Below are 20,001 nucleotides of genomic sequence, written 5' to 3' on the forward strand. Positions count from 1 at the left end.
TAAAGGGCCTCGGGACGTAAGGAGGGCCTCGGGACGTAAGAAGGACCTCGGGACGTAAGAAGGACCTCGGGACGTAAGAAGGACCTCGGGACGTAAGAAGGGCCTCGGGGTATAAGAAGGGCCCGGAGTCCCCGTCGTCGGCCGCCAGGCCGGCGTCGGGGCACGGGGAGATCACTTGTGGATCACATGTGGATAAGTCTGGGCGATAAGGGGTATGGACCTCGTCCGCGGGGACACGGGTAATCGGACAGCGTGCTAGCTTGGAGCTGCATTAGCGCCGAGCTCTCTGCTCGAACTCCGAGCAGATGGGGGAACCGTGACGACTGACGACAACTCGACCCAACCGCCCTGGTTGCAGAACAATCATGGGGTGGACGTGGCCGCCGAGAAGGACGATTCGACCTCGAAGCCGGTGCACGACGAGACGGCGGAGGACGCCGCGGCCGAGGCCGCCGACGACGCCGGTCGAGACGCGTCCGAGGGCGGCGAACCGGCCGCGTCCGGGATCTTCCCACCCGTGCCCGACTCCCTCGAGCAGACGGCCCTCCCGCCGGGGCCGCCGTACGGGCAGGAGCAGTTCGATCCGTTCGCGCCCGCGCAGTCCGGCTTCGCGCCCGGCCCGTATCCCGGGCCCGGTGCGCCCAATCCCGGCTTCGCGCTGACCGGCAACTTCCCGATGCCCGATCAGTACGGCCAATACGGGCCGCCGCCCGGTGGTCCGGGCGATCCCCAGAACTTCGCGCCCGGCCCGGGTGGCCCGAATCCGTTCGTGCCCGGGCCTTCCGGTGACCCGAACGGTTTCGCGCCGGGTCCGGGCGATCCCCGCGGGTTCGTCCCCGGTCCGGGTGAGCAGCATGGTTTCGCGCCCGCTCCGGGTGACCCGAACGGGTTCGCCCCGGGCGGCCCCCGTGATCCCAACGGGTTCGCGCCCGGCGATCCCAACGCCTTCCCCGCCGGATACGGCGAGATGCGCCAGGAGACCCCGTACGGCGAGATCCGGCAGGAGATCGGCCCGGACGGCATGGTCCGGCGGGTCTTCCCCGAGGACGGTGGCCAGTTCGCGCCGCCGCCCGGACCGGAACAGGCCGGTGGCGGTCAGGAGCAGTACAGCTGGGCCCCGCCGCCGCTGCCGCCCACCCCGCAGCCGCAGCAGATGTACTCCCAGCCGCCGCTTCCGCCCGGTCCGAGCTGGCAGCAGGGGCCACACAGTGCGCCCAATCCGCCGCAGCCGCAACAGCATCCGGGCTTCCAGCCGCAGCATCTCGGGCAGCCGGGTCACCCCGCATCCTCGGTCAACGATCTGAACCTGCTCAAGCGGGCCCGCAAGGCGCCGCGCAGCGGATGGCGCCGGGCCGTGCACAAGGTGACCGGCGGTGCGGTGAATCCGGGCGAGTCGCCCGCGGATCTGGTCCAGCGCGACCTCATCGAGCGCGTGAACCAGCCCGTGCGCGGCGACTACCGGATCGCGATCCTCTCGCTCAAGGGCGGCGTCGGCAAGACCACCACCACGGTGGGCCTGGGTTCGACGTTCTCCTCGCTGCGCGGCGACCGCGTCATCGCCATCGACGCCAATCCCGACCTCGGGACGTTGGGCCATCGGGTGCCGCGGCAGACCCGCTCCACGGTGCGAAATCTGCTGGAGGATCAGCACATCGGTCGATACTCCGATGTGCGGGCACATACCTCGCAGGCGCCGAGTCGGCTGGAAGTGCTTGCCAGCGAACAGGATCCGGCCGTATCGGAGGCGTTCAGCGAGGAGGACTACCGCCGCGCGATCGCCATCCTGCAGCAGTTCTACAACATCATCCTGACCGACTGCGGCACCGGACTGATGCATTCGGCGATGAAGGGCGTGCTGGATATGGCCAGCTCGCTCATCCTCGTGACCTCCCCGGCCATCGACGGCGCCCGCAGCGCCTCGGCCACACTGGACTGGCTCGAACATCACGGCTACGGCAAGCTCGTCGAGCGAACCGTGGTGGTGGTCAACGCCTCTCGGCGTGGCGCGTCCACGGTCGACCTGGATCAGCTGCGCAAGCTGTTCCTGGACCGCACCCGCGCCGTCCAGGTCGTCCCCTTCGACGACCACCTCGCCGAGGGCGCCGAGATCGATCTGGAACTGGTCGGCAAGCCCACCCGCCGAGCCCTGCTGGAACTGGCCGCGATGGTCGCCGACGACTTCGGCTACCACCTCCCGCAACCCCCGAACCAGCGCCCCAACTACCCGACCGGCCCTCAGGGCCCGTACCAGGGCGGCCCATACTCGGGCCACTAGATCCGGCCGAACCCATGCCGGGATGACGAGGCCCAAAGCCCTTGCCATCCCGGCATTTCGATCTCCGGCGCCCGGCCCCCTGACCAGCCGCACCCTTTCTCGCTCTTCGCACCCGTTGTGGGCGCCCACAGGTGGTGCGAAGCGCGAGAAAGGGTGCGGCTGTTCCCTGGGCCCGGCTCCCTGAGGGTTCCGGCACGTGGCCGCTATGCATCCGGCCTTCTTGCGGCCCAGCGTCTCGGCCTCCTTGTGTTCCCGACGCCTCGGCCTCCTCATGTTCCCGACGCCTTGACCTCCTTATGTTCCCGGCATGCTCTTCGCCGGGATCTTCGACGCCGCGGATTCGAAGGCCCGCAGGATCGCGGCGATGGCCGGGCGGGTGGCGGCGTGGGGGCGGTAGGCGAGCTCGTAGAGGCGGGCGGCTCGGACGCCCGCCAGGCGCAGGACCACCAGGTCGGGGTGGCGCACGGAGTAGCGGGGCATGAGGGCTACGCCGTAGCCGGAGGCCACCAACTCCTCGATGACGTTGAAATCGTTGAGGCGCTGGGCGATTCGGGGTTGTACGCCGGTCACGGTCGCGATCGAGCGCAGTACGTCGTCGACCGGGAAGCCGCCGCGGACGCTGAGCCAGGTCTCCTCGGCGAGTTCGCCGGGGACGACCGCGCCCTGATGGGCCAGTCGGTGGCCGGGGGCGACGACCACATCGATCGGTTCGCGCATGAGCAGCCGGGAGGTCACCCGCGGACCGGTCAGCGCGGGTGCGCGCTCATCGCGATGGGTCAGCACGACGTCGTAGTCGGCGAGTAGGCGCGGCACCGCGGTCGGCGGCACATCCTCATCGCGCGCCACCATCTCCACGCCGCTGCCGTCGAGTGCGGCCAGCACGTGCGCGAGCAGTAGCGCCGCGCCGGACGGGAACAGCGCCACCCGCACCTGCCCGCGCGCCGAGCCGCGATACAGCGCCATCTCGCCGACCGCCCGGTCCATCGCGGCGAGCACCTCGTCGGCGCGCACCACCAGCGCGCGCCCGGCATCGGTCAGCCGCACCCGCCGCCCGTCCGGCTCCAGCAGCGCGACCCCGGCCTCGCGGCCCAGCACCTTGAGCTGTTGCGAGACCGCCGAGGGGGTCATCGACAGCGCCTCCGCCACCGCCATGACCGTCCCGCGATCCGCCAATTCCCGCAGCACTCGCAATCGCTCCACGGCCATGAACCCGCCACCGCCGCTTTGCGTTTCGCGCCCGTCCTGACGCATGCTCGTCTCGACTCCCTGCTCGGCTGTCCGATCCTGCCCGATGATTCGCGGCGCCGTTGCTGCAGATCTATTCAGTTTTACTACATCATCGATGCACATATATTCATTAGTGCTAACTAGTTGCGAACCTCATGATGATCGGCGTGAGTTACCGTGATCGTCTGCTCGGGCTGGCCGTCGTCGTGCTGTGGGGGCTGAACTTCCTCGCACTGCACGTGGGCCTGGATCATTTCCCGCCGTTCTTCTTCGCGGGGCTCCGATTCGCGGTGCTGGCGATTCCGGTCGTCTTCCTGGTGCCGAGGCCGCAGGTGCCGCTGCGGTGGCTGCTGCTCTACGGCGCCGGATTCGGGATAGCCCAGTTCGCCTTCCTGTTCACCGCCATGCGGGCGGGCATGCCGACCGGGCTGGCCTCGCTGGTGCTGCAGAGTTCGGCGCCGTTCACGGTGGTGCTCGGCGCGCTGCTGCTGCGGGAACGGTTGCGGCCCAGGCAGATTCTGGGTCTGGGGGTCGCGGTACTCGGCATGGTGGTGATCGGCTGGGATCGGTCCCAGCACGCCACCGTCGTCCCGGTGCTGCTGACACTGGCGGCCGGATTGGGTTGGGCCTTCGGCAATATCGGCTCGCGGCTGGCCGCCGCGGGTAGTGCGGAACGGCAGGTGGATCCGCTGCATCTGACGCTGTGGATGGCGGTGGTGCCGCCGGTGCCGATGTTCGCGCTGTCCGCGGCGGTGGAGGGGTCCGAGACCGGGGTGCGGGCGCTGCTGGCGTCGTTCACCCCGGCGGGCTGGCCCGCCCTGGCCGCGCTCGGCTACACCGCGGTGCTGGCCACCCTCGTGGGATCGGGTCTGTGGACCTATCTGATGAGTCGCTATCCGGCCGGTGCGGTCGCGCCGCTGTCGCTGCTCGTGCCCGTCGTGGGCATCGGCGCGGCATGGGCGGTCCTGCACGAGCGGCCGACACCGCTGTCGCTGGCGGGTGCGGCCATCGTGATCGCCGGGGCGTTCGCGGCGACCTCGGCGCGGCGGCCGCGCGCGGAGCGAAAGGCCGTCGAGGCCGAGTTGGCGCTCAGCACATAAGTGCGAATGTGATCGCTGGGGACCGTTTTTCACACCCCGGCCCACGCGTGTCCGGGATTTACCGCTTACAGTTAGCCGCGGCGTGGAGGTCCCGAAAGATGGCAGATCAGCAATCGGTCGTTTCGCGGAGAACAGTACTTCGCACAGTGGTGGCGGCGGGCATGATGACCGCGGGCGCGATGACGCTGCGCCCGGCGCGGGCGGCGGCCGATCCGGGTCCGCGCGTGGCGATCTTCGGCGGTGGCGTGGCCGGGTTGACCGCGGCCCACGAACTGGCCGAACGCGGTTTCGATGTCACCGTCTACGAGCGGCGCGCGCTCGGCGGCAAGGCCCGCAGCATTCCGGTTCCGGGTTCGGGTCGCGACGGACGTCCGGATCTGCCGGGGGAGCACGGTTTTCGCTTCTTCCCGGGTTTCTATAAACACCTTCCGGACACCATGCGGCGAATTCCCTTCCAGGGCAATGCGAATGGAGTTTGGGACAATCTCGTTCCGGCCGTCGAGGCGCGCTTTTCCCGTGCCGGAAGCGGCGCCATTCTGCTGCCCATGGGCCGGGCCGGTAAGCAGTGGTCGAATCCGGACGATTTCCGCCAGACGGTGGGTGCGGTCATCGCCACCTCGACCAAGATGCCGATGACCGACGCGCTCTACTTCGCGAATCGGCTGCTGGTCTTCAACACCAGTTGTGACGCACGGCGATTCGGCGAGTGGGAGAACATGTCCTGGCGCGACTTCGTCGGCGCGCGCGGGCGCTCGGCGGAGTTCCGGATCCTGATGTCGCGCACGCTGACCACGCTGCTGGTCGCGGCCAAGGATGATCACGCCAGCACCCGCACCATCGGCAACATGGGCGAACAGTTCCTCGGCAATCCGCTCGAGACCGATAACGACGGACCGCTGGACCGGCTGCTGAACGGCCCCACCACCGAGGCCTGGCTCGATCCGTGGCTCAATCGGTTGCGGCAGTTGGGCGTTCGATTCGAGAATGCGGAACTGCACGGGCTGGATACGACCGGGCGCCGGATCAGCGGCGCGCGGATCACCGGCGGCGACGGCGCGGCGCGAGCGGTGGACGCGGACTACTTCGTGCTGGCCGTGCCGATGGAGGTCGCCCGCGGCCTGTGGACGCCCGAAATCCTCGAGGTGCGCCCGGAATTGGCGGCCATGGACCGGCTGGTGACCAACTGGATGTCCGGCATCCAGTTCTATCTGCGCCGCCCGACCGCCATCGCGCGCGGGCACACCGCCTATATCGACTCGCCGTGGTCGCTGACCTCCATCGCGCAGAACCAGTTCTGGTCACGCACGAAGCTGTCCGGCTTCGGTGACGGATCCGTGCAGGACTGCCTGTCGGTGGACATCTCGGACTGGAATACTCCCGGCATCGTGTACGGCAAACCCGCCACGGAATGCACCCACGACGAGATCGCGCGCGAGGTATGGGCGCAGCTGCAGGCCCATCTCGAGGGGCCCGCGGCCCTGCACGACGAGGATCTGCACTCGTGGTTCCTGGATTCGGGCATCGGATGGGATGCCGCGGCGCGGCGCAATACCAATGCCGATCCGTTGCTGATCAATACCGCGGGCTCGTGGGCGGCCCGGCCACAGGCGCATGGTGCGCTCGAAAACCTGTTCCTCGCAGGCGATTACGTGCAGACGCAGGTGGACCTGGCCACCATGGAGGGCGCCGGCGAATCCGCGCGCACGGCCGTGAACGCGCTGCTGGACGTCGCGGGCTCCACCGCCGAGCGCTGCACGCTGTTCCCGATGTATCGAGCGCCCCAGCTGGAGCCGATGCGACAGCTGGACGCGACCCGCTACGCGGCCGGGCAGACGAACATGTTCGACGTGCCCGTGTAGCGCAGGTCGGGAACACTTAAACTCGCGGCGTGGCAGACATCTCGGTACGTGGGCGATTGGCGCTGCGGGCGGCGGCCGCCGCGTCGTGGGCGTCGCAGAAGGCGGGGCGGGGGAAGGGGTCGATGATCGGGGGATTGATCGCGCTGCGCATCGATCCGACGATCATGACCCAGCTCGGACGGGGGCGGCGCACCGTGCTGATCACCGGAACCAACGGCAAATCCACCACGACCCGCATGACCACGGCCGCGCTGGGCGCGCTCGGGCCGGTCGCCACCCAGGCCGACGGTGCGAATATGGATGCGGGCATCGTCGCGGCGCTCAGCGCGCATCGGACCGCGCTGGCCGCGATCGAGGTCGACGAGCTGCATCTGCCGCATGTGAGCGATGCCCTCGATCCGGCCGCCGTGGTGCTGTTGAATCTGAGCCGCGATCAGCTCGACCGCGTCGGCGAGATCAATATGATCGAGCGGAAGCTGCGCGCGGGCATGGCCCGGCATCCGGACGCCGTGCTCATCGCCAACTGCGACGATGTGCTGATCACCTCCATCGCCTACGACCATCCCCACGTGGTCTGGGTCGCGGCCGGCAGCGGCTGGGCCGCGGATGCCACCAGCTGCCCGCGCAGTGGTGAGCCGATCGTCTGGGAGGGTGCGCACTGGCGCAGCACGGGTGCGGATTTCCAGCGCCCCGAGCCGGACTGGTGGGTGGACGAGGGATTCCTGTACGGCCCCGACGGCCTGAAACTGCCACTGCACCTTGCCCTTCCGGGCCGCGCCAACCGTGGTAACGCGGCACAGGCCGTGGCGGCGGCCGTCGCCCTGGGAGCCGAACCGGAGCGGGCCGCGGATGCCGCGGCCACCGTGCGCGAGATCGCCGGGCGTTACCGCAGCGTGCAGGTGGGCGAGCACACCGCGCGCCTGCTGCTGGCGAAGAATCCGGCGGGCTGGCAGGAGGCGCTGTCGATGATCGACCCGGCCGCAACGGGTTTGGTGATCGCGGTCAACGGCCAGGTGCCCGACGGCGAGGATCTGTCGTGGCTGTGGGATGTGCGGTTCGAACACTTCGAGGGCACCCAGGTGGTCGCCGCCGGTGAGCGCGCCACCGATCTGGCGGTCCGGCTGACCTACGCCGGCGTCGACCACACCACGGTCGCCGATCCGTTGCGCGCCATCGCCTCCTGCCCGCCCGGCCGGGTCGAGGTGCTGGCCAACTACACCGCGTTCCGCGACCTCAACCGCGATCTGGAGGCGACCCGATGACGGATTCGACCGTGCGGATCGGACTGGTCCTGCCGGATGTCATGGGCACCTACGGCGACGGCGGCAATGCGGTCGTGCTGCGGCAGCGGTTGCGCCTGCGTGGCTACGACGCCGAGATCGTCGAGATCACCCTGGCCGATCCGGTCCCCGAATCGCTGGATATCTACACCCTCGGCGGCGCCGAGGATTCGGCCCAGCGACTGGCCACCCGGCATCTGCAGCGCTATCCGGGCCTGCAGCAGGCGGCGGCGAAAGGCGCTCCGGTGCTGGCGATCTGCGCGGCCATCCAGGTGCTCGGGCACTGGTACGAGACCTCGTCGGGGGAACGCGTCGACGGCGTCGGCCTGTTCGACGTCACCACCGCCCCGCAGGCCAAGCGCGCCATCGGCGAGGTCGCCTCGACCCCGTTGATCCCCGGCCTCACCCAGGCGCTCACCGGTTTCGAAAACCACCGCGGTGGAACGAAACTCGGCGGCGACGCGACCGCGCTGGCCCGCGTCAACCGCGGTGTGGGCAACGGCGTCGGCGACGGGCTGGAGGGCGTCGTTCAGGGTTCGGTCATCGGCACCTACCTGCACGGTCCCGCCCTGGCCCGCAATCCCGAACTGGCCGATCATCTATTGCGCCGCGCACTCGGCGTGGACGAGCTGGCACCGCTGAATCTGCCCGAGGTCGATCAACTCCGCCGGGAGCGTTTGCGGGCCTAGGCGGTGCCGCGGCTGTGAGCGGGTCCGGTCGGCCGCGGCGACCACCCGCTCGCGCAGGGCGTGGATCCGCTCCCCGTCGGCCGGGCAGATCCGGCGCTCGCCCGCATCCTGCGGGCGGAGATTCCTTGCGATGCGCAGTTCGATTGCGGTGTGCGCCGACTCGTCCGCTCTTTGTGCCATCTGGAAGTAAGGGCTTAACTCCCCGGGCGATACGAAAGTCGTGCAGGGGCATCGCCTGGGGGCGTCATCTCCTCTTATAGCGAAGCGCTATCCGTGAGACGTTTACGTCTCTCGCATTCTGTTGAGGCAGCCACCGTCAGCCCGGTAATCTCGCGCGCGGTCGTGCGGATGAGGGAGGTGGCCGGTGCGCAGACGCGCCTTTTTGAAGGCTGCCGGAGCGGCGGCGCTGTTGGGCGCGGTTGGCACCGGCAACGGGACAGGGCCCGCAGCGGCCGACCCGGTGTGGAACGAGCTGTTCCGACAGTGGGTGCCCGAGATCTACGCACCCCTGCCGGATCCGCCGGAACATACCGAGGCCATCGTCGTGGGTTCCGGTTTCGGTGCGGCCGTGGCCGCGCTGCGACTGGCCGAGGCCGGAGTGTCGAATACCGTGCTGGAGCGCGGTTCTCGCTGGCCGAACGATCCGTGGCGGGAGATCTTCACCGGTGATGTGCTGCCCGACGGTCGCGGCTTCTGGCATCGCACCAGTTTCACGGGCATCACCAAGGTCACCATGCATTTCGCCGACTTCGGCGGCGTTCTCGACGTCACGGAGTTCCCGGGTATCGATGTCTGGCGCGCCGCGGCCGTCGGCGGCGGATCGGTGGTGTTCACCGGTGTGATGGTCGCGCCGCAGCGCCGATTCTTCGACCAGGTCTTCCGCGGCGCCGTTGCCTACGACGAGATGGACCGTGTCTACTTCCCGCGCGTGCGGCAGATGTTGCGGCTGAGCGTGATGCCGCCGGACATCTACGGCTCGGAGCCGTTCACCCACTCCCGCATGTGGGACGACCAGGTGCGCAAGGCCGGATATCAACCGCGGCCCAGCGATTCGATCTTCAACTGGGATGTCGTCCGATCGGAACTGTCCGGCGGAACCAAGCCGTCGGCCACCACCGGATTCAGCAATCTGGGCAATTCCAACGGCGCGAAGTTCGACCTCAACCAGAACTATCTGAAGTACGCACAGGGCACCGGCCGCTCGGCGGTGTACGCGGGCCATCGCGTCGACTCGATCGCCCAGGATCCGAGCGGCCGTTACCTCGTCGGCGTCACCAAACTCGATCCGACCGGAGCCGTCCTCGCGACTCGAACCCTCACCTGCGACAAGCTGTTCCTCGGCGCCGGTTCGGTCGGAACCTCCGAACTGTTGGTGCGCGCCCAGGCCACCGGGGCGCTGCCGAATCTGAACGAACACGTCGGCGACGGCTGGGGCACCAACGGCGATGTGGTCCTCGGCCGTGGCGAGAGCAGGCTGGTCGGGCTCGGCCAGGGTGTGCCCAGCGCCAGCCGCATCTACGACGAGTCCGGTATGCCGCTGACCCTGGAAAGCTGGTATCTGCCGGGCATGCCGACCGAAACCGGCGGGGTGGGTTCGCTGGGTCTGGCGCTCGATCCGACGCGGGCCCGATTCACCTTCGACAAGGCCCGCGACGCGGCCACGCTGAACTGGCCGCGGCAGGCCCAGGATCAGGTCCTCGCCGCATGCCGCTCGGTCGATCACCGGATCGCCGAACGTGCCGGGGCCCTGCTCGATTACAGCGCGATCGGCTACGACGCCAACGCGTTCCTCACGGCCCATCCGCTGGGCGGTGTCGTGATCGGACAGGCCACCGACAACTACGGCCGCGTCCACGGCCATCCGGGCCTGTACGTGATGGACGGCGCCGTCGTACCGGGCAGCACGGGCACGGTGAATCCGTCGCTGACCATCGCGGCCCTGGCCGAGCGCAACATCGAGGCGGTGATCCGCGCGGGCCGCTGATTCCGATTACCCTCGGCGGGATCGTTCGAGGGTGAAAGGGATGGTCGTGGCCCAGTACCGCAGCGTGGCGGCGATGGACGTCGAGGAGTATCCGCGCAAGCCGCCGGCCTTGTGGACCGAATTCGTGATGTTGGCGCTGGCCGTGTTGTCGGTGGCCCTGCTGGTGTGGCTCACCTTCTTCTCGGTCTCGGCGGGCGTCGAGCGGGCGATCGTGATCGCGGACTACTCGATCTGTGCGGTGTTCGCGGCCGAATTCCTGTGGCGCTGGCGGCGTTCGGACTGGTCGTGGACGTTCCCGTTCGTCTACTGGTACGAGGTGCTGGGCATGATCCCGATCCAGGCCCTGTTCTTCCGCGGATTCCGGCTGCTGCGGATCGTGGTGATCGTGGTGCGCCTGGCCCGGGCGGCCGATCGTGCGTTCGGGGATCGGGTGACCGCGGCGCTGGTGAATCGCTTCGTCGGCACGGTCGTCGAGGCCGTCAAGCGCCCGGTGACCATCGCGGTGATGGATGAGGTCGCGCAGGTGATGCGCACCGGCCAGTACACCCGCAATATCGCCGCGGCACTGGAGGAGAACCGCCACGAGCTCGACGCCATGATCCTCGACCTGATCAAGAACGATCCCCAGATCGGCCGGGTGCGCTATCTACCGTTCCACGAGGACGTCATCCGCGGGGTCGCCAACACCACCTTCCGCATCCTGTTCCAGGTGCTGTCCGATCCGCGCATCGACGAACTCGTCGGAGACGTGCTGCGGGAGAACGTGAATCAGATGCGGATCGCGGTGCGTGAGGGCATCCAGGTGCCGGAGACGGTGAACAACAGGGTCTTATGACCCACCGTGGCGGACCTCCTCGCGCGGTTCGGCATATCGCACGACCTCCCACAGGATCAACACCGCCAGCACGCCGAACAGCAGCCCCAGCGCGGCCATGGCGGGTATGCGCGAGGCCACCGGAACGAGTCCGACCAGAATCACCGCGGTGAGCACCCGCGGCCACAGCACCACCCCCGTCGCGTACTGCCGGAATCCGACCAGCGCGAGCAGATACACCACCACGCCGCCGTACAGCGCGAACAACGGGATCCCGTGCAGTCCGTCGCTCAGGGTGTGCCCAGCCGCGCCGCCCACATAACTCTCCACCTTCTTGAGCCCGAGCGAGAGCGCGATGATGCCGACGACCATCGGAAAGTGCCAGTAGGTGTAGCAGTTTCGGGCGATCTGGATGCGTCGCTCGCCGCGTGCCCGCTCCATCGCCCGCTCCACCACGGCCGCGCCCACATCGAAGTAGGCCCACCACAGCAGCGCGGACACAGCCAGCGCCAGCAGCGATCCCACGGTGATCGGCCAGGAGATCGGCAGTCCGGCCACGCCGACGCCGATCGAGACGACCGATTCGCCCAGCGCCACGATCACGATCAACCCGTGCCGCTCGGCGAAGTGCCCCACCGAATTCAGCCGCCATTCGTTACCCGCGAACAGCGTCCACAGCATGTCCCCGGCGATGGCGGCGATCCACAACAGGATCTGCGCGGTGCCGTGATTGGTCGCCGCCACGATCAACAGCACCGTGCCGATCGTGATCGAGCCGAGCGACCACCGCGTCACCTGCCGGCGCAGCTGCTCGTCCTCGCTACTGGCGCACCAGAACACGTAGATGTGCACGAGCCGGATCACCAGATATCCGAGCGCGAACACCAGCGGCCCGTACCAGCCGCCCGGCATATCGTGGAAGGCCTCGGGAATGGTGAGTGCCATGATCAGCGCGGCGCCCATCGCGGCGAACAGCGCGATCCGGGCGATGCCCTCGTCGGCCTTGATCACATTGCCCAGCCAGGCGTAGGCGATCCACACCCACCACATGATCGCGAGCACCAGGAACGCCCGCAGCATGTTCACCGCGGTGGTCTCGTGCGCGGCCAGGTCGGTGACCTGGGTGAAGGCGAATACCAGCACGAGATCGAAGAACAGCTCGAGCTGCGTCACCGACGCATTCTCGGAAAGCGCCTGAAGGCGTGCGCGTCTGCCACCCGTCATGGGGACATCGTGGCAGGCGGTCAGCTAACTTCGTAGTTTTCGAACCGGAATTTCTCGATGAACTCGATCAGATTCTGAACCGCCTCGTCGTTGACCCGGTTCAAGGTGCGCTTCATCAACAGTCCCGGAACCGGGATCGGGAGATACACCTCGGTGTGGTACCAGACCTCGGTACCCTCGGCGCTCTCCTCGATCTCGAACCAGCCCTTGCCACCACCGCCGGCGCCGCTCTCCACGACCTCCCAGGCGATTCGGTCGGGGGCGCAGTCGTATTCGAGAACCTGGCGGTCGGAGTTGTTCATCGGCGTCACCGTGGCGTAGACCCGCTTGGGTCGGCCGTAATCGTCGCGGGTCGCCACGCGCACATCCTTGTGCCACGGTGACCATTCCGAGGTTCGTTCGACCGCGAGTAATGCTTCGGTGACCTGCTCGGAATGGACCTCGACAACGAATCTATGGTCGGTTTTCGTGCGCATGTCTCGTCCTCCACCCCCCGGATTCGGTATCCCCGATTGTCTCCAGGGTCACAGCGCACGTCAACTGTGTGGTCTGTTTCACACGTGTCGTTCACGCGTCCAGTCCGCTTGAATTGTGCAGCATGCCCGGCGTATTCGCACCGGGCTGTGCCGGTCGCGGGGTGGTCAGTGCGGCCGGACGACGCAGTCCGGGCCCGGGAAGACGAGGCTCTCGTGGCCGTCGTCGAATCGGACCACATAGGGCGGAGCCCCGTCCGTGCCCCGGACCTCGATGATTTCGCCGGTCTGCCCGGGTAATCCGACCGTCCGGCTGTGCACTCTCAGCTGGTCTCCGACGTTTGCGCGCATGGTCGATTATCAACCGGAAGTGACTTGTCTCACAAGGCCGTCGGATTTCAGCCCTCGGCCGGTATGGCGCGCTCGACCGCGGCGCGCACGAGGGCCCGGCTCTCGGCGTCGGTGAAAATGCCCGGCAGTGTGAGCCTTTCGAGGATGAGCCAGTTCAGGCTCAGATACAGCAGCCGGACCGCGGTCGCGTCGCCGGGCAGTCCGGATTCGAGATGGGTGGCGATATTCATGTCGAGGTCGGCACGGACCCGTTCGGTGAGCATGGTCTGCAATTCGGGTCGGCGGGTCGCCTCCAGGCGCAGCTCCAGGAGGGCGAGATAGCCGGTGCGGAAGGCGGTCAGGCGCGCGACCGTCTCGGTCAGCAGTTCCACGATCGCCTCCCGGTTCTTCGGATCCTCGCCGAGCCGGGCCAGTGCCTCGTCGCCGGGATGGACACGCTCGTAGAAGCGGCCGCCGACCTGGATGAGCAGATCGTCGCGATTGGCGAAGTAGTTGGATGCCGTACCGGCCGGGACGCCCGCCTGTTTGTCGACCGCGCGGAAGGTCAGGCCGCGCGCGCCGTCGTCGGCCAGGACCTCGATGGCCGCGTCGAGCAGGGCCTGCCGCCGTTCGGGATTCGTCCGCATATTGACACCACTCCATTTGTAGTACTACGTTCAAACCACTTCGATTAGAGTACAACAGCGAAGGCGGTCATCCGCATGCGAAAGCTCGTCTACTACGTCGGTGTCTCGCTGGACGGCTACATCGCGGGGCCCGGCGGCGAATTCGACTTCTATCCGCTGTCGGCCGAGATGGCCGCCTGGATCAACGACCGCTACCCCGAGGCCGTCCCCACCCACATCCGCCGGCACCTGGGGATGGATGTGCACACCCCGAACCGGCAATGGGACACGGTGATCATGGGCCGCGGCACCTACGAGCCCGCCCTGTCGGTCGGAGTGACCAGCCCGTATGCGCATATGCGCCAGTACGTCGTCTCTACGACACTCGGTGCGGTCGACGATCCAGCGATCGCGGTCGTCGCCGACAATCCGGTGGCGCTGGTGCGGCGGCTGAAAGCCGAAGAGGGCAGGGATATCTGGCTGTGCGGCGGCGGCAAGCTGGCCGGGGCGCTCATCGATGAGATCGATGAGCTGATCATCAAGAGCTATCCCGTGCTCGCGGGTAACGGCGTGCGCGCCTTCACCGGCGCCTTCCGCCCGACGCTGTTCACCCCCGCCCGGCGCCGGGATTTCGACAGTGGCGCCCAGGTCACCTGGTTCACCCGCGCCTGACGCTGCGCCCGGCCCGACCGCGTTCTGCATATATCCATACGCCCCGGCTCGGCCGCGATCACGCGGAATCGGGTGCTGACCACGCGCAGTACCCGATCCGATGTCAAACCTCTCGATAACGAGAATCACAGTCGGAGGTAGCCCGATTACGAGTGGACAACGATCGGTACGCTTGGGTGCTGGTAATTGCACGCTAGTCGATCTTGGAGGACCCCTGTCGTGGCTCTCGTCGTTCAGAAGTACGGAGGATCCTCGCTCGAATCCGCCGAGCGAATCCGGCGCGTCGCTGAACGGATCGTGGAGACGAAGAAGGCGGGCCACGATGTGGTCGTCGTATGCTCCGCGATGGGCGATACGACCGACGAACTGCTGGATTTAGCCCAGCAGGTGGCCCCCGTTCCGCCCGCACGCGAGCTGGATATGTTGCTCACCGCGGGCGAGCGCATCTCGAATGCGCTGGTCGCCATGGCCATTCATTCCCTGGGCGCGGAGGCGCGCTCGTTCACCGGTTCACAGGCCGGGGTGATCACCACCGAGGCGCACGGCAACGCCCGCATCATCGACGTGACGCCCTCGCGCGTCCGTCAGGCCCTCGACGAGGGCGTGATCGTGTTGGTCGCCGGTTTCCAGGGCGTCTCGCAGGACAGTAAGAACGTGACCACGCTGGGTCGTGGCGGCTCCGACACCACCGCGGTCGCGCTGGCCGCCGCGCTCGAGGCCGATGTCTGCGAGATCTATACCGATGTGGACGGCGTCTTCACCGCCGACCCGCGAATCGTCCCGGATGCGCAGAAGCTGGATCGGGTCTCCTTCGAGGAGATGCTGGAGATGGCCGCCTGTGGATCCAAAGTGCTCATGCTGCGCTGCGTGGAGTACGCGCGCCGCTACAACGTGCCCGTGCATGTGCGTTCCTCGTACGCCGACAAGAACGGCACCTACGTATACGGATCGATGGAGGACATCCCCGTGGAGAAAGCAATCCTCACCGGCGTCGCGCACGACCGCAGCGAGGCGAAGGTGACCGTGGTGGGCCTGCCGGACTCGCCGGGCTACGCGGCCAAGGTGTTCCGCGCGATCGCCGATGCCGAGATCAACATCGATATGGTCCTGCAGAACATCTCCAAGGTGGAGACGGGCAAGACCGACATCACCTTCACCCTGCCCAAGACCGACGGTCCCAAGGCCGTCGAGTTCCTGACCAAGCGGCAGGACGAGATCGGCTTCTCGCAGGTGCTGTTCGACGATCACATCGGCAAGGTGTCGCTGGTGGGTGCGGGCATGAAGAGCCATCCGGGCGTCACCGCCACCTTCTGTGAGGCGTTGGCCCAGGCGGGCATCAACATCGACCTGATCTCCACCTCCGAGATCCGGATCTCGGTGCTGGTCAAGGACACCGAACTGGACGAGGCCGTCGGGGTTCTGCACCGGGCCTTCGATCTGGGCGGCAACGAGGTGGCGGTCGTGCACGCCGGATCGGGGCGTTGACATGATCGGGTCAAGCCCGGAGGCGGCAGCGGAGCGTAACCATGTAGGGCTCCCGATCATGTCGAAAGGACACTGAGGCATGGGTGTGCGCGTAGGTGTCGTCGGCGCGACCGGACAGGTCGGCGCCGTCATGCGGAAACTGTTGGAGGAGCGCAACTTTCCCGCCGACGAGGTGCGCTTCTTCGCCTCGTCGCGCTCCGCGGGTAAGACGCTGCCGTGGCGCGGCGGCGAGATCGTGATCGAGGATGCCGAGACCGCCGATCCGAGCGGACTGGATATCGCGCTGTTCTCCGCCGGAGCCACCATGTCGCGGGTGCAGGCGCCGCGATTCGCGGCCGCGGGTGTCACCGTGATCGACAACTCCTCGGCATTCCGCAAGGATCCCGAGGTCCCGCTGGTCGTCTCCGAGGTGAATCCCGAGCAGGTCCGCAACCTGCCCAAGGGCATCATCGCCAACCCCAACTGCACCACGATGGCCGCCATGCCGGTGCTCAAGCCGCTGCACGACGAGGCCGGGCTGCGCCGGTTGATCGTGTCCAGCTACCAGGCGGTCTCGGGCAGCGGCCTGGCCGGTGTGGATGAGCTCGCCTCCCAGATCCGCGCGGTGGCTCCCGATATGGAGAAGCTGACCCACGACGGCGCCGCGGCCGCATTCCCCGCCCCGAACAAGTACGTCGCCCCGATCGCCTTCAATGTGCTGCCGCTGGCCGGTTCGCTGGTCGACGACGGCTCGGGTGAGACCGATGAGGATCAGAAGCTCCGCAACGAGAGCCGCAAGATCCTCGGCCTGCCGGACCTGCTGGTGAGCGGCACCTGCGTGCGAGTCCCGGTCTTCACCGGCCACTCCCTGTCGGTGAACGCCGAATTCGACCGCCCGCTGTCGGTCGAGCGGGCCCGCGAGATCCTCGCCGCCGCCCCCGGCGTGCGGCTGGTCGACGTCCCGACCCCACTGGCCGCCGCGGGCAACGACGATTCCCTCGTCGGCCGCATCCGCCAGGACCCGGGCGCTCCCGAGGGCCGCGGTCTGGCCCTGTTCATCTCGGGCGACAACCTGCGAAAGGGAGCCGCCCTCAACACGATTCAGATCGCAGAAGTTCTGCTGCGGGGCTGAGCGAGCGGCCCTTCGTCTTATCGGACGCGCAGGCCGTCGAAGACGATGGCGAAGGTGCGGCGGCGTTGTGCGTCGGTGATGGTGGGGATGTGGGTGACCAGGAAGGTGCCCTTGAGGGCCCGCAAGAGGTCGTCGAGATCGATATCGGGGCGGACGCCGCCGGATCGCTGGGCTCGGTGCAGCAGCGTCTCGATCGAGTCGAGCATTCCCTTGACAGGGGAGGACAATTCGAGTGCATGGTCGCTGCCGATGGCCTCGGCCAGATCCCGTTTGACCGCACCCTCGGCCACCCAATGGTCGAGGAATCCGAAGAACGCATGGACGGGATCAGCGGCAGTGGCCAGCTCGCGGGCGTAGTCGGTCAGACGCTCGATATTGTCCACGATGGCGGCGTGGAAGAGCGCCTCCTTGGTAGGGAAGTGGCGATAGACCGTACCGGGCCCGACCCCGGCCCGCCGCGCGATCTCATCCAGGGGAACCGAAATGCCCTCGGCGGCAAAGGCTTCCCGCGCGGCCGCGAGAACCCGTTCGCGATTGCGGCGAGCGTCGGCCCGCAGAGGACGTCCTTCGGTCACGGGCGCGAGTCTACCCATTTCTCCCATTGACAAGCGGGGTGATCGTTCCGTTTCAATTCGAGAGAGGTCGTGAACGCCGCCGTACTGGCCCGGATCGCGGGCTGAATCAGCGAATTCCCGGTGTGCGCGGATCGGTGCCCAGGCATACCGCGATGAAACACCCTGGCGGCGCGTCGCTGAACGGTGCCGCGAGTGGAGTCTTCAAGCAGGACAACACATTACAACCCGGGTAGGCGTCCGGTCCGATACCGAAGACGGCCTCGGCGATCTCGGGATCGATGTAGTCGCGAGGATCGATCTGGATCGGTTGCTCCACGTAGGGGCCCGGATCGGATACCGGTGGGTGCGCCATGGCGGCCACCAACCGCCGGAAGAACTCCCAGGACAACTCGTCGGTGGTCTGCAGGAGTCCGGCCAGGCCCCTCGCCGAGTGATTGCCGAACACGCCGGTCCACACCACCTCGAGGTCCCATTCGGGGATCACGAAGACATTCTGCAGTCCGAGGCCGGACATCAGATACGAATCGCGCGGTATGAACGCGGGTATCTCCACGCACCCCGCCCCGACCCAGAACAGATATCCGTAACAGGGGTTGGTCGCCGAGGGCTGGCGGGCCATGCGCAGGTAGTCGCTCGACACGATCTGCCTTGTGCCCCACCGTCCGTCGTTGCCGAGCAGCAGCGCCAGGCGGGCCAGATCGTTCGGCGGAATCAGCAGATGGGCGTAGCCGTAGGTGTGCTCGGAACGGTCCCGGGCCCAGTAGTAATCGCCGCGCGCGATGCCCAGCGGGTCGAACAGCTCCCGCTGTGCGAAGTTCTGGAACGGCTCGCCGATCGCCAGTTCCACCACATAGGTCAACAGGTCCACATTGCGCTGGCTGTAGGTGAATTCGGTACCCGGCGGACTGTCGAAGGGCACCCCGAGCGCCTGTACAGCGCTGTTCGGATCGATCGGGACGACGGCGGTCAGGCCCTCGGTCAGTGCCCCGGTCCGCAGCCCGGAGGTCTCGGTGAGCAGGTCCCGCACCGTGATCGATCGGTGCCGGGCGTCGCCGAGGCCCGGCGGCAGATAGCGATCGATGGGTGCGGACAGATCGAGTTCGCCTCGGTCCCAGGCGATTCCGGCGACCAGCGAGACGACGCTCTTGGTCACGCTCCAGACGTTCCATGCGACGTTGCCGGTCTCGGCGTTGTTCGGTCCCTCGCCGACCAGGCAGTTGTGCCGGAAGACCTGGACATTGAGCCGATTTCGCTGTCCGGTGAAGGCGAGCGCGGCGGCCAGTCGATCGGTATCGAATCCGACCTCCGCCGGGGTCGCGCGTTCGAGCTGTCGATCCGAGGTGACCGCACAATGTGTCTCGTCCACCGGCTGGGCCCGCACCGGCCCGGCCGTGAGCGCGCCCGCGACCGATACGGCGACGGTCATGCCGGAAATCCACCCCAGGATGCGGCGCATACGAGCAGGCTATCCCGGACAGCGCACGAACGCCGCCAGGTTGGGCCTGGCGGCGTCGGTCCGAGCGCGCAGATATGGGTCCCTGCGGCTCGAGGTGCCGACGCCCAACATGCGCCTCTCGGCGAGTGGTCGCTCGTAGCGACGAAGGGTGAGGCCCGGGGCTGTCCCGACGTCGGCAACGGTAGTCAACCGGGCACCGCCGCAATCTATTCCGGCGTACGAGATGTGATGTGGGTAACCGGATGAGGTGCGCCGCGACCTCGGCGTAGAACATAACTGACAGTCTTTTCTTGACTTACTCCAGAAAACGTGGAGACTGGAGTTATGCACACCGACGCCTACGATCCGCGCCAGCAATTGCGCGCGGCCGGACTGCGGGTTACCGCCCCGCGGGTGGCGGTGCTGGATGTGGTTGCGGCACAACCACATTCGGATGCCGATCGGGTGGCCGCCGCGGTTCGTTCCCGGCTGGGTTCGGTGTCCACGCAGGCCGTGTACGACGTATTGCGGGCCTGTGTGAGCGCCGGGCTGCTGCGGCGGATCGAGCCGGCCGGCTCCTCCGCCCTGTACGAGGCGCGGATCGGCGACAACCATCATCACCTGGTGTGCAGGCAGTGCGGCACGGTCGTGGATGTGGACTGTGCCGTGGGCCATGCCCCCTGCCTCGATCCGTCGGACGCGCATGGCTTCGCGGTCGACGAGGCCGAGGTCGTGTACTGGGGCTTGTGCCCGAATTGCCGTCCGGCAGACGGCATCCCGTCCCACTGATCGAACGAACTCCATCCCACCCCGGGGCAGCCCATACCCTGGGGCAAGCCGTC

General features: G+C 67.7%; 18 protein-coding genes. 11 read left to right on the forward strand and 7 right to left on the reverse strand.

Annotated elements, in window-relative coordinates:
* The first annotated feature begins 316 nt into the window (after positions 1 to 316).
* Positions 317 to 2,275, forward strand: coding sequence for an AAA family ATPase (locus tag ACIA76_RS29825; protein ID WP_397156434.1), 1,959 nt, complete (start codon positions 317 to 319; stop codon positions 2,273 to 2,275).
* Positions 2,276 to 2,569: 294 nt separating this feature from the next.
* Here the strand turns inward: ACIA76_RS29825 and ACIA76_RS29830 are convergent, their stop codons facing one another.
* The gene (locus ACIA76_RS29830; RefSeq protein WP_397156596.1) at positions 2,570 to 3,481 is read right to left on the reverse strand and encodes a LysR family transcriptional regulator; all 912 of its coding nucleotides are present in this window, start codon (positions 3,479 to 3,481) and stop codon (positions 2,570 to 2,572) included.
* Positions 3,482 to 3,669: 188 nt separating this feature from the next.
* On the opposite strand from ACIA76_RS29830, the gene ACIA76_RS29835 reads away from it, so the two are divergent.
* From ACIA76_RS29835 to ACIA76_RS29860, 6 genes are all read left to right on the forward strand, one after another.
* Positions 3,670 to 4,602 (forward strand): EamA family transporter, encoded by a 933-nt coding sequence (locus tag ACIA76_RS29835; RefSeq protein ID WP_397156436.1) that lies wholly within the window; start codon positions 3,670 to 3,672, stop codon positions 4,600 to 4,602.
* Positions 4,603 to 4,700: 98 nt separating this feature from the next.
* Positions 4,701 to 6,461, forward strand: coding sequence for an FAD-dependent oxidoreductase (locus ACIA76_RS29840; protein WP_397156438.1), 1,761 nt, complete (start codon positions 4,701 to 4,703; stop codon positions 6,459 to 6,461).
* Positions 6,462 to 6,490: 29 nt separating this feature from the next.
* Positions 6,491 to 7,723: a MurT ligase domain-containing protein gene (locus tag ACIA76_RS29845; protein WP_397156440.1), complete on the forward strand. Its 1,233-nt coding sequence runs from the start codon at positions 6,491 to 6,493 to the stop codon at positions 7,721 to 7,723.
* A complete protein-coding gene (locus ACIA76_RS29850; protein WP_397156442.1) occupies positions 7,720 to 8,430 on the forward strand; it encodes a type 1 glutamine amidotransferase in 711 nt (236 codons plus the stop codon). Before ACIA76_RS29845 ends, ACIA76_RS29850 begins: the two co-directional genes overlap by 4 nt.
* A 364-nt stretch (positions 8,431 to 8,794) precedes the next feature.
* Positions 8,795 to 10,414, forward strand: coding sequence for a GMC oxidoreductase (locus tag ACIA76_RS29855; protein ID WP_397156444.1), 1,620 nt, complete (start codon positions 8,795 to 8,797; stop codon positions 10,412 to 10,414).
* A gap of 40 nt (positions 10,415 to 10,454) precedes the next feature.
* On the forward strand, positions 10,455 to 11,249 hold the full coding sequence (locus ACIA76_RS29860; protein WP_397156446.1) for an ion transporter: 795 nt from the start codon (positions 10,455 to 10,457) through the stop codon (positions 11,247 to 11,249).
* Here the strand turns inward: ACIA76_RS29860 and ACIA76_RS29865 are convergent.
* The 4 genes from ACIA76_RS29865 to ACIA76_RS29880 all read right to left on the reverse strand — a co-directional run bounded on the left by ACIA76_RS29865 (position 11,244) and on the right by ACIA76_RS29880 (position 13,902).
* Positions 11,244 to 12,452: a low temperature requirement protein A gene (locus ACIA76_RS29865; protein ID WP_397156448.1), complete on the reverse strand. Its 1,209-nt coding sequence runs from the start codon at positions 12,450 to 12,452 to the stop codon at positions 11,244 to 11,246. The two genes, ACIA76_RS29860 and ACIA76_RS29865, sit on opposite strands and share 6 nt — an antisense overlap.
* Before the next feature lie 20 nt (positions 12,453 to 12,472).
* Positions 12,473 to 12,928 (reverse strand): SRPBCC family protein, encoded by a 456-nt coding sequence (locus ACIA76_RS29870; RefSeq protein WP_397156450.1) that lies wholly within the window; start codon positions 12,926 to 12,928, stop codon positions 12,473 to 12,475.
* Between the two features lie 165 nt (positions 12,929 to 13,093).
* Positions 13,094 to 13,276: a DUF1918 domain-containing protein gene (locus tag ACIA76_RS29875; RefSeq protein ID WP_397156452.1), complete on the reverse strand. Its 183-nt coding sequence runs from the start codon at positions 13,274 to 13,276 to the stop codon at positions 13,094 to 13,096.
* Between the two features lie 47 nt (positions 13,277 to 13,323).
* Positions 13,324 to 13,902: a TetR/AcrR family transcriptional regulator gene (locus ACIA76_RS29880; RefSeq protein ID WP_397156454.1), complete on the reverse strand. Its 579-nt coding sequence runs from the start codon at positions 13,900 to 13,902 to the stop codon at positions 13,324 to 13,326.
* A gap of 75 nt (positions 13,903 to 13,977) precedes the next feature.
* Between ACIA76_RS29880 and ACIA76_RS29885 the strand changes: the two genes are divergently transcribed.
* From ACIA76_RS29885 to ACIA76_RS29895, 3 genes are all read left to right on the forward strand, one after another.
* The gene (locus ACIA76_RS29885) at positions 13,978 to 14,553 is read left to right on the forward strand and encodes a dihydrofolate reductase family protein (protein WP_397156456.1); all 576 of its coding nucleotides are present in this window, start codon (positions 13,978 to 13,980) and stop codon (positions 14,551 to 14,553) included.
* Positions 14,554 to 14,772: 219 nt separating this feature from the next.
* Positions 14,773 to 16,038 carry an aspartate kinase gene (locus ACIA76_RS29890; RefSeq protein ID WP_397156457.1) on the forward strand — a complete coding sequence of 422 codons (1,266 nt, stop codon included), beginning with the start codon at positions 14,773 to 14,775 and terminating at the stop codon, positions 16,036 to 16,038.
* A 79-nt stretch (positions 16,039 to 16,117) separates the two neighbouring features.
* A complete protein-coding gene (locus ACIA76_RS29895; RefSeq protein ID WP_397156458.1) occupies positions 16,118 to 17,149 on the forward strand; it encodes an aspartate-semialdehyde dehydrogenase in 1,032 nt (343 codons plus the stop codon).
* A 17-nt stretch (positions 17,150 to 17,166) separates the two neighbouring features.
* On the opposite strand, the gene ACIA76_RS29900 is transcribed toward ACIA76_RS29895, so the two are convergent.
* Both ACIA76_RS29900 and ACIA76_RS29905 read right to left on the reverse strand, forming a co-directional pair.
* A complete protein-coding gene (locus ACIA76_RS29900; protein ID WP_397156460.1) occupies positions 17,167 to 17,724 on the reverse strand; it encodes a TetR/AcrR family transcriptional regulator in 558 nt (185 codons plus the stop codon).
* Between the two features lie 106 nt (positions 17,725 to 17,830).
* Positions 17,831 to 19,180 (reverse strand): serine hydrolase domain-containing protein, encoded by a 1,350-nt coding sequence (locus ACIA76_RS29905; protein WP_397156462.1) that lies wholly within the window; start codon positions 19,178 to 19,180, stop codon positions 17,831 to 17,833.
* A 324-nt stretch (positions 19,181 to 19,504) separates the two neighbouring features.
* Between ACIA76_RS29905 and ACIA76_RS29910 the strand changes: the two genes are divergently transcribed.
* The gene (locus ACIA76_RS29910) at positions 19,505 to 19,948 is read left to right on the forward strand and encodes a Fur family transcriptional regulator (RefSeq protein WP_397156464.1); all 444 of its coding nucleotides are present in this window, start codon (positions 19,505 to 19,507) and stop codon (positions 19,946 to 19,948) included.
* Positions 19,949 to 20,001: the final 53 nt, after the last annotated feature.

The sequence above is a fragment of the Nocardia sp. NPDC051570 genome, from assembly GCF_044454005.1.
Classification (GTDB): Bacteria; Actinomycetota; Actinomycetes; order Mycobacteriales; family Mycobacteriaceae; genus Nocardia.

What these genes read in the sequence shown, in the direction of transcription:
- ACIA76_RS29830 (WP_397156596.1), bottom strand. Translation starts at nt 3,481, where the DNA reads ATGGCCGTGGAGCGATTGCGAGTGCTGCGGGAATTGGCGGATCGCGGG.
- ACIA76_RS29840 (WP_397156438.1), top strand. Translation starts at nt 4,701, where the DNA reads ATGGCAGATCAGCAATCGGTCGTTTCGCGGAGAACAGTACTTCGCACA.
- ACIA76_RS29850 (WP_397156442.1), top strand. Translation starts at nt 7,720, where the DNA reads ATGACGGATTCGACCGTGCGGATCGGACTGGTCCTGCCGGATGTCATG.
- ACIA76_RS29860 (WP_397156446.1), top strand. Translation starts at nt 10,455, where the DNA reads ATGGTCGTGGCCCAGTACCGCAGCGTGGCGGCGATGGACGTCGAGGAG.
- ACIA76_RS29865 (WP_397156448.1), bottom strand. Translation starts at nt 12,452, where the DNA reads ATGACGGGTGGCAGACGCGCACGCCTTCAGGCGCTTTCCGAGAATGCG.
- ACIA76_RS29870 (WP_397156450.1), bottom strand. Translation starts at nt 12,928, where the DNA reads ATGCGCACGAAAACCGACCATAGATTCGTTGTCGAGGTCCATTCCGAG.
- ACIA76_RS29875 (WP_397156452.1), bottom strand. Translation starts at nt 13,276, where the DNA reads ATGCGCGCAAACGTCGGAGACCAGCTGAGAGTGCACAGCCGGACGGTC.
- ACIA76_RS29880 (WP_397156454.1), bottom strand. Translation starts at nt 13,902, where the DNA reads ATGCGGACGAATCCCGAACGGCGGCAGGCCCTGCTCGACGCGGCCATC.
- ACIA76_RS29885 (WP_397156456.1), top strand. Translation starts at nt 13,978, where the DNA reads ATGCGAAAGCTCGTCTACTACGTCGGTGTCTCGCTGGACGGCTACATC.
- ACIA76_RS29895 (WP_397156458.1), top strand. Translation starts at nt 16,118, where the DNA reads ATGGGTGTGCGCGTAGGTGTCGTCGGCGCGACCGGACAGGTCGGCGCC.
- ACIA76_RS29905 (WP_397156462.1), bottom strand. Translation starts at nt 19,180, where the DNA reads ATGCGCCGCATCCTGGGGTGGATTTCCGGCATGACCGTCGCCGTATCG.
- ACIA76_RS29910 (WP_397156464.1), top strand. Translation starts at nt 19,505, where the DNA reads ATGCACACCGACGCCTACGATCCGCGCCAGCAATTGCGCGCGGCCGGA.